This window comes from Bifidobacterium canis (genome assembly GCF_009727065.1).
In the GTDB taxonomy this organism is placed as follows: domain Bacteria; phylum Actinomycetota; class Actinomycetes; order Actinomycetales; family Bifidobacteriaceae; genus Bifidobacterium; species Bifidobacterium canis.
Window position 1 is genome coordinate 1 of sequence record NZ_WNLP01000018.1, and the last position, 8,456, is coordinate 8,456.

The 8,456-nt window shown below is 56.6% G+C and carries 6 protein-coding genes and 1 pseudogene; 6 read left to right on the forward strand and 1 reads right to left on the reverse strand.

Annotated elements, in window-relative coordinates; translation table 11 throughout:
• The first annotated feature begins 151 nt into the window (after positions 1-151).
• The 6 genes and pseudogenes from GSD1FS_RS09410 to GSD1FS_RS10465 all read left to right on the forward strand — a co-directional run bounded on the left by GSD1FS_RS09410 (position 152) and on the right by GSD1FS_RS10465 (position 6,951).
• Positions 152-3,100 carry a type I restriction endonuclease subunit R gene (locus tag GSD1FS_RS09410; protein WP_155589372.1) on the forward strand — a complete coding sequence of 983 codons (2,949 nt, stop codon included), beginning with the start codon at positions 152-154 and terminating at the stop codon, positions 3,098-3,100.
• Between the two features lie 15 nt (positions 3,101-3,115).
• A pseudogene (locus tag GSD1FS_RS10090) lies at positions 3,116-3,595 on the forward strand (type I restriction-modification system subunit M N-terminal domain-containing protein); the annotation flags it as partial.
• Positions 3,596-3,765: 170 nt separating this feature from the next.
• Entirely contained in the window at positions 3,766-5,745 is a 1,980-nt protein-coding gene (locus GSD1FS_RS09415; RefSeq protein WP_343030276.1) for an N-6 DNA methylase, read from the forward strand.
• A 54-nt stretch (positions 5,746-5,799) separates the two neighbouring features.
• Positions 5,800-6,153: a restriction endonuclease subunit S domain-containing protein gene (locus GSD1FS_RS09420; RefSeq protein WP_155589373.1), complete on the forward strand. Its 354-nt coding sequence runs from the start codon at positions 5,800-5,802 to the stop codon at positions 6,151-6,153.
• Positions 6,154-6,196: 43 nt separating this feature from the next.
• On the forward strand, positions 6,197-6,790 hold the full coding sequence (locus GSD1FS_RS09425) for a restriction endonuclease subunit S (protein WP_155589374.1): 594 nt from the start codon (positions 6,197-6,199) through the stop codon (positions 6,788-6,790).
• Between the two features lie 23 nt (positions 6,791-6,813).
• Positions 6,814-6,951 carry a hypothetical protein gene (locus GSD1FS_RS10465; RefSeq protein ID WP_425481791.1) on the forward strand — a complete coding sequence of 46 codons (138 nt, stop codon included), beginning with the start codon at positions 6,814-6,816 and terminating at the stop codon, positions 6,949-6,951.
• Positions 6,952-7,024: 73 nt separating this feature from the next.
• Here GSD1FS_RS10465 and GSD1FS_RS09435 read toward each other — a convergent pair whose 3' ends face one another.
• On the reverse strand, positions 7,025-8,272 hold the full coding sequence (locus GSD1FS_RS09435; RefSeq protein WP_155589376.1) for an ISL3 family transposase: 1,248 nt from the start codon (positions 8,270-8,272) through the stop codon (positions 7,025-7,027).
• Positions 8,273-8,456 lie beyond the last annotated feature (184 nt).

Here is an 8,456-nt window from a genome sequence, read left to right on the forward strand (position 1 = left end):
GGGTATATAAAGTAAAAGGTGGTTTTGCGTGGGAGCTTACTGAAGACATGGTGGTCTTACTCTAAAGGAAAGGGTGGGATTGTTTCGTGTCTTTTCGTTCGCCATGATATGATGCCTACTATAAAGTTATTGGTGGCAAGGAAGGAATGCCATGGCGGAGGCCGAATCCGAATACGCCGTCGAGAAGCATCTCATCGAACAGCTCTCCCACATGGGATACCGGTTCGTCAGGATGGGCAACCACGACGATCTGCTCACGAACCTCAGGGAGCAGATATGCAAGGTCAACCGGGACAAGCTCGTCGAGGCGAAGGGCGAGGCGTCGTTGTCGGATTCCGAGTTCGAACGTGTGAAGAACCGGCTTCTCAACCACACGGTCTACGAGTCGGCGAAGATCCTGCGTGAGAAGTGGATCCTCGATCTGGACAATGGCGAATCCGTCTATCTGGAATTCCTCACGGACGATTACGAGAGGAACACCTATCAGGTCACGCATCAGGTGACGATGGACAAGGAGCACGTGGAGGACGTCGACCAGACGAACCGTTACGACGTGACGATTCTCATCAACGGCCTGCCTCTCGTGCAGATCGAGCTCAAGCGTCCGGGCGTCGAGATCAACGAGGCCATCAACCAGATCAACCGGTACCGGACCAAATCGTTCTTCGGCCTGTTCAAGTTCATCCAAGTGTTCGTCGTGTCCAACTCCGTGCAGACCAAGTACTTTGCGAACGAGAACGACCTCGACAAGCGGGGCGGGGTCCGCCGCATCCTCAAGTCGCTTGTCTTCTACTGGACCGATGAGAACAACAAGCGCATCAATACGCTCGCCGAGTTCGCCAGCGTGTTCTTCACGAAGAACGCGATCACCGAGCTCCTGTGCGACTATTTCGTCGTCAAGGAGAGCGAGCCCGACCTGATGGTCATGCGACCGTATCAGATATTCGCGGTGAAGGCCGCACTGCGCCGCGTGCTCATCGAGGACATGAACGGCTACGTCTTCCACACCACGGGTTCGGGGAAGACGCTCACCTCCTACAAGCTCGCGTCGATCCTGCGCGACAGCGGCAAGATCGAGAAGGTGTTCTTCCTCATCGACCGCGCCGACCTCGACGAGCAGACGGTCGACGAGTACAACTCCTTCGAGGAGGGGTGCGTCGACAACACGGAGAACACCCGTTCCCTCGTCAGCTCCCTCAAGGACTCCAGCAAGACGCTCATCATCACGACGATTCAGAAGATGGCGACCGCGCTGCGTTCGGGCAAGTACGACGCCGTGCTGGACGAGTACGCCGACCGGAAGTGCGTCTTCATCATCGACGAGTGCCATCGCAGCCAGTTCGGCAAGATGCACGCCTCCATCAAGAGGCGTTTCCGCAACGCCAATTTCATCGGGTTCACCGGCACGCCCATCTTCAAGCAGAACAAGGGATCGAACGACCGGACCACGGCCGACGTCTTCTCCGTGCCCAACGACCCCGAGGCGGGCACCGCCGATTCCAAGGCGTGCATCCACCGCTACATGATCAAGGAGGCCATCGCCGACGGCAACGTGCTGCCGTTCTCCGTCGAGTTCATGCGTTCCATCGCCGTCGAAAACACCGGGGACGACTCCATAGACTCGGACCGTCTTGACGACGCCGACTACTGCCGCCGGCACAACATCGACGTCGGCGCGCTCTACCACGACGAGAAGCGGATTGCCAACATCTCCGACGATATTCTGGAACATCTCGCGCAGCACACGCGTCCCGAGGGCACGGACGTGTACACGGCGATCTTCGCCATCGACAAGATCAAGTACCTCATGGCCTACTACCGTCGCATGAAAGCGCACCGGCTCGCATGGGATCCGGAGACCAATCCGGACGGGTTCCGCATCGCCGCGATCTTCACATTCCAAGCGAACGAGGAGCTGGACGATGCCGGCGAGGACAAATACTCGCGTGACGAGCTTCAGGAGTGCATGGACGACTACAACGCCATGTTCGGCACCGATTTCGACGTGTCGAACTTCGACTCGTACCGCAAGGACATCTCGAACCGGATGAAGCAGAAGGACCTTCCCCAGATCGACCTGCTGCTCGTGGTGAACATGTTCCTCACCGGGTTCGATTCCAAGCCGACGAACACGCTCATCCTCGACAAGGACCTGAAATGGCACAGTCTGGTTCAGGCGTACTCGCGCACCAACCGCGTCGACAAGAAGACGAAGCGCTTCGGACAGATCGTCACCTACCGCAACATCAAGAAGGCGCAGGACGACGCGCTTGCCCTGTTCTCCGGGGACGGGAACCCGGACGACTACCTGCTCCAGAGCTACGACTACTACGTCGCCGAGTACCGCAAACAGGTCGAGGCGCTTCGCAATATCGCGGAGACGCCGGATGACGCCGGATACCTCCAGAGCGAGGACGACCAGCGCGAATACGTCGTCGCGTTCCGCCGGCTCATGGGCACGCTCGCCACGCTCAAGACGTTCTCAAGGTTCGACTGGGAGGATCTTGACGTGTTCATGGACGAGCAGACGTACACGGGCTACAAATCGTGGTATCTGGAGTTCTACGACCGGCAGAAGCGCGATCCCAAGGACAATCCGGTGCTCGCGGACGTCGATTTCGAGATCGAGCTGGCACGCACCGACCGCATCAACGTGGTCTACATCCTGCACCTGCTGAAGGACGTAGACCGGGCGGACGAGGAGGAGACCGCGAAGGCGGTCGATCTCATCCTGCGCGAGATCGACCGTTCCGACAACGAGCGTCTGCGCGTCAAGCGCGGGCTCATGAAGGAGTTCGTGAGCAAGAGGTTCTACGAGCTTCCCCCCGACGCGGACATCGAGACGGCCTACCACGATTTCGAACGCGACTCCATGCAGGCGAGGATCGAGGCGTTCGCCACCGAGAACGGGCTCGACGAGCGGATGGTCGGCGAGGTCGTGCAGGACTACTTCGCCAACCAGAAATCATTGACTGACGAGGCCTTGCGGCAACGGCTCAAGGGCATGGGCTTCGGGTTGCTGAAGCTCAAGAGCGTCACCATGAAGCTCTCGCAGTTCGCCAAGGAAATGCTCGAACTCTACACGGCCGAAGACAACTAAAGGGGAGACGGAATAATGTCGGCAAACACGTCACGGAAACTCGCACAGCAGATCTGGTCCATCGCCAACGACCTCCGCGGTAACATGGACGCCTCGAAGTTCAAGGACTACATCCTCGGCGTCATCTTCTACCGGTACCTTTCCACGCATACGGAAAAGTACATGAACGATGTCCTGAAGAACGACGGCATCACCTACCGGGAAGCGCTCTCGTCCCCCGACGTCGATCCGGAATTCGTGCAGGAGGTGCGTGCCTGGGCCCTTGAAAACCTCGGATACGTCATCGAACCGGACATGCTCTTCGATTCTCTGGTCGAGCAGATCAGGAACAAGACGTTCACCGTCGAGACGTTCGAGAGGGCCGTCACGCAGCTCACCGGATCCACAATCGGGCGGAAATCCGAAGTGGCGTTCTCCAACCTGTTCGACGCCATGGACCTGCGCGACTCCGATCTGGGCAAGGAGGTGTCGGACCGCACCGACCTCATCTCCAAGGTGATTCTGAAGATCCATGACACGCCCTTCGCGTCCGCGTCGGAGGCCGGCGACGTGCTGGGCACCGCGTACATGTACCTGATCGGGCTCTTCCAGTCGAACGCCGGTAAAAGGGCGGCGAGTTCTTCACGCCGACCCCGGTCTCGACGCTTCTCGCCCAGCTCACCACCATCGGTCTCACGGAGGTGGGCAACGTCAGCGACGGCTGTGCGGGCTCCGGCTCGCTTCTGCTGGAGGTCGCTCGTCATCTGCGCCACGGCAAGGTCTCCCATTACTACGCGCAGGAGAAGAACGGTGCCACGTTCAACCTGCTGCGCATGAACCTCATCATGCACGGGATCGACTATCAGCGGTTCACCGTCTTCAACGACGACACCCTCATCCATGACAACTTCTATGAGAACGGCAAGCCCGTCCTTTTCGACGTCCAAGTGGAGAACCCGCCCTATTCCGCGCAGAACACCGCCTCCGACGAAGCGTATCTGGACGACCCCCGCTACAGGGCGGCCGGATGCCTCGCGCCAAGCACGAAGGCGGACCTCGCGTTCGTGGAGTCGATCGTCTACCATATGGCCGACGACGGCCGCGCGGCGATCCTCCTGCCCCACGGCGCCCTGTTTCGTGGCGGCACGGAGCTCGAAATCCGCAAATACCTCATCGAACGGCTCAACGTCGTCGACGCCATAATCGGGCTGCCGGCGAACATGTTCCACGGCACCGGCATCCCCGTATGCGTCCTTCTGCTGAAGAAGAACCGCAACGGGCACTCGGGGAACATCCTTTTCGTCGACGCCGCCGGATGCTTCGTGAAGGAGGGGAAGAACAACACGCTCCGCGCGTGCGACATCAAACGCATTGTGGACTGCGTTCGCAACCGCGCCGACATCCCGTGCTTCTCCCGCAAGGTGGCGCTCTCCGAGATTCAGGAGAACGGCTACAACCTGAACATCCCCCGGTACGTCGAGGCCCCCGACACCGCGGAGCCTTGGGACGTGTACTCGCTGATCGAGGGCGGACTGCCCGATGCGGAGGTCGCCGCGCTCCGACCGTATTTCGATGCCTTCCCCGGATTGAAGGAGGAACTGTTCGAACACCGGGGGCACGCCTACGGGCTTCGCGGCGACGCGCGGCACATCGTATGGGACAACGAGGCTGTCAAAAGCTACGTGAACGGCTACGACGGCATTGTCTCATCGCTCAAGACCTCGGCCACCCGCGCCCTTATCGACGGCATGGACTCCGTGACCGAGGACACCGAGGACGTTTTGGCGAATGAACTGTTCGACGATCTGGAGGATGTGTCGTTCGTCGACCGGTACGACGCCTATCAGCGTCTTGATGACGCATGGCAGGAGATCGCTTCCGACGTGGATGTCATCAAGACCGAAGGCATCGGCTCCGTGCGGGTGTATGAGCCCAACATGGTGCTCAAAAAGAAACAGAAGAGCAAAGAACTAGTCGAGGAACAGGACGGCTGGATCGGCCGCATCATTCCCCTCGAACTCGTACAGGAGACGTATCTCGCCGAAGACCTCAAGGAGCTCAAGGAACTCAACGCCTCCTGCGAAACCGCCCAGACGGAGCTTGACGAAGCGTTGGAGGCGCTTACCGATGAGGACAAACAGTTCGAGTTCGACGGCAACGGCATCTGGGACACGGACGAGGATAAAGGCGAGGACAAGCTCAACGTCAAGGGACTGAACGCCGTCGTCAAGGGGCTCAACCGCTCCTACGGCAGACTGGACGGCTTTGACGAGGATTCGACCGAGTATCGTATCGTGACACTCCATCAGGCACGGGCCTCGCTCTCCACTGCCAAAAGGAATCGTACGAAGGCGTTGAAGCTCATCGAACCGAAGACCATGAGCGTCATGGACGGACTGTCCGATGACGAATGCGTCAGACTGCTCGAACGCAAATGGATCGACCCCTATATCAACGGGATCGCGCCGCTCGCCCGCAACGCCGTGGATGAGCTTGTCCGCAAGGTCGAATCCCTGCAAGACAAATACGCCGTGACCGGCATGGAAGAAGCCAACGAAATCTCAGCCTTGGAAACCGAACTTTCAAACACACTGGGCAAACTCCACGGCAGCGAAACCGACGAGGCCGGCTGCGCCATGTGGGCCGACTTCCTACGAGGTGAATGACATGAGCCAAAACCAAAACACCCCCGAACTACGATTCGAAGGATTCACCGAACCTTGGAAGGGACGGAAGTTTGGCGAAGAGTTCCTTTTTTGCATAACAACACTTTGTCACGCGCAGAACTTTGCGATGCAGATGGCGATGTTTTCGATGTCCATTATGGCGACGTATTGATTAAGTATTCCTCGGTAATTGACATCACAAAGGCAAATCTTCCGCGAATCATAGATGCAGGGAAAGTATCAGGTTGTGATTCTCTCCATAATGGTGATGTTGTTATCGCCGATACGGCGGAGGATGAGACAGCAGGCAAATGCACGGAATTGCGCGGAATTGACAACGAAAAGGTTTTTCAGGATTACACACAATCCCGTGTCGTCCGCGAAGAATATACGCTTCGGGTTTTCTAGGACACTACCTGAATTCGCGTGCTTTCCGTAAACAGCTTTTCCCATGATGCAGGGAACCAAGGTGGTTTCGATTTCTAAGACATCAATGGCGAGCACCTGTCTTACTGTTCCTTCAATCGAGGAACAAGTAACAATTAGTGAGATCTTATCGTCAATCGATTCTCTCATCGTTCTTCATCAACGTAAGTATGAGCGTTTGCAGCATTTGAAGCAGGCCTTGCTGCAGAAGATGTTCCCGAAGCCGGGTGAACTGGTGCCTGAACTGCGGTTCGACGGATTCACCGAACCATGGGAGGAACGAAAACTAGGGGAAATTGGTGAGGTAAAACCGGAAATACCCCATCTACGGCAAATGAAATTATTATTCAAAAAAGGTACACCATGGATTACACCAACAGATATCAGGGAAAACGGAACTTATTCTGTAAATAAACATTTATCAACTGAGGGGATGTCTGTAGCGCAACTAGCCCCAGCTGGTTCAATCTTATGTACATGTATTGCGAGTATCGGGAAAAATACCTTTACGGAAACTACCTGTGGTTTCAACCAACAGATTAACGCACTAATCCCAGCACATGATACTTTTGATTCATATTTTCTGTTTTCGAAAGCGCATTATGGTCCGTGCAAATGAAGAGTAATGCAGCTTCAGGAACAATGCAGATAGTCAATAAAACTGAATTTTCAAAGTTAGAGGCAATGATTCCATCTTTGCCTGAGCAAAAGATTATTGGGACTTTTTCAGTAATCTTGACTCCCTTATCACTCTTCATCAGCGTAAGTATGAGCGTTTGAAGCGTTTGAAGCAGGCGTTGTTGCGGAAGATGTTCGTCTAGTATGCGGGAAGGCCCCGGAAGGGGTCTTCCTGTTATTCGTCGAGGAAGTCCTTGAAGGAGAAGCGTCCCCTTGAGTCGAGCCTGTAGGTGTTCAGGATCACCTTCTTGCGGAGGACTTCGAAGCTGTATCCGCGTCCGTCGCGTGCGATGGTGCGTATCCTGCGGTTGAGGCTTTCGGTCTGGGCGTTGGTCCGATCCATGTCCGGGTAGTCGAAGTAGGCGAAGATCTCAGAGGACCAGCTTTCGACCGTCCGGATGAAATCGTCATAGGCCCTCACGTCGGCTTCCACGCACGCCTGTTTCCACTCCGTGAACATGTCCCTTGCCTCCGCGGAGCTCCCCGCATCCGAGTAGATGTCGCGGAACGTCTCCTTGAGCAGGTAGATGTTTCGGAGCTCGGGGTACTCATCCAAAAGGGTGTTGAGGTCGCGGCCCTGCTGGATCGTAAGATCCTCGTGGTTCCTCAGCATGAGGAACCTGTTGTGCTTGAGGGCCTTCCGGTCCGACGTCTTGATTCTCCGGCAGATGCTCGCACGGACGGAATCCATCGCCTTCACGAGGTTCTTGATGACGTGGAAATGGTCGATGACGACCGGAACGTTGGGGAAGACCTCGTTCACGGCATCCCGGTAGGGTTTCCACATGTCCATCGTGACGAGCTGGAGGTTCTGCGGCTCCTCCATGCGCCGCAGTGTGCCGATGACCGACTGCTTGGTGCGTTTCTTCGTGAATTCGAGGACGCGCCCCTCGGTCCTGTCGACCTTCACGAACACGCCCCGGTAATCGTCTTCGAGATGGACCTCATCGATGCCCAGAACCGTAGGCGCGACGAAGCGGTGCTCCGCCATCAGAACGTCCGTGTAGTCGTTGAAGATCGTTGCGACGGTGGTGATGCTGGTGTGGTAGCGGTCGGCGACGGCGGCGAAGGTTTCGTTCAGGGAGTCCCGCTGTATGGCCTCGACGAGCCTTTTCGTCATCCGGCCGTGCAAGGAGGGGTAGTTCACGCGGATCAGGTTCCCGCAATCCCGGCAGCGGTATGTCCTTCCCTCGATGAGCAGCCCGACCCTGTGGCCGAAGTTGTAGAGATCCTGCACGCTTCTGTTCTGCTTCTTGTGCACGTGGACGGAGACGCTGCCGCATTCGGGGCAGACCTCCGGCCTGTCCTTCGGCACGAGGATGTAGAGTATGTCGCCGTTGTCCTTGCTTTTCTTGTCGATGGCGTTGAATTCCGGAAGGTCGACGTCCGGGTAGATGACTGCCGACGTGTCGTTGATGCTCATTGCCGGACTCCCTATCCCACCAATATCCTTAGAGATATACCACCATTATCTTTAGATAACTATACCTCATTGCGGCCAAGGGGTGAGTCCGTCAAACCAAGCGAAAACCACCTTTAAATTGAGAGAATCGAAAATAGTCAAGCGTGGATAAAGAGCAAAAACCCACCAATTAATTTAGATACCC

What these genes read in the sequence shown, in the direction of transcription:
- GSD1FS_RS09410 (WP_155589372.1), top strand. Translation starts at nt 152, where the DNA reads ATGGCGGAGGCCGAATCCGAATACGCCGTCGAGAAGCATCTCATCGAA.
- GSD1FS_RS09425 (WP_155589374.1), top strand. Translation starts at nt 6,197, where the DNA reads ATGATGCAGGGAACCAAGGTGGTTTCGATTTCTAAGACATCAATGGCG.
- GSD1FS_RS10465 (WP_425481791.1), top strand. Translation starts at nt 6,814, where the DNA reads ATGCAGATAGTCAATAAAACTGAATTTTCAAAGTTAGAGGCAATGATT.
- GSD1FS_RS09435 (WP_155589376.1), bottom strand. Translation starts at nt 8,272, where the DNA reads ATGAGCATCAACGACACGTCGGCAGTCATCTACCCGGACGTCGACCTT.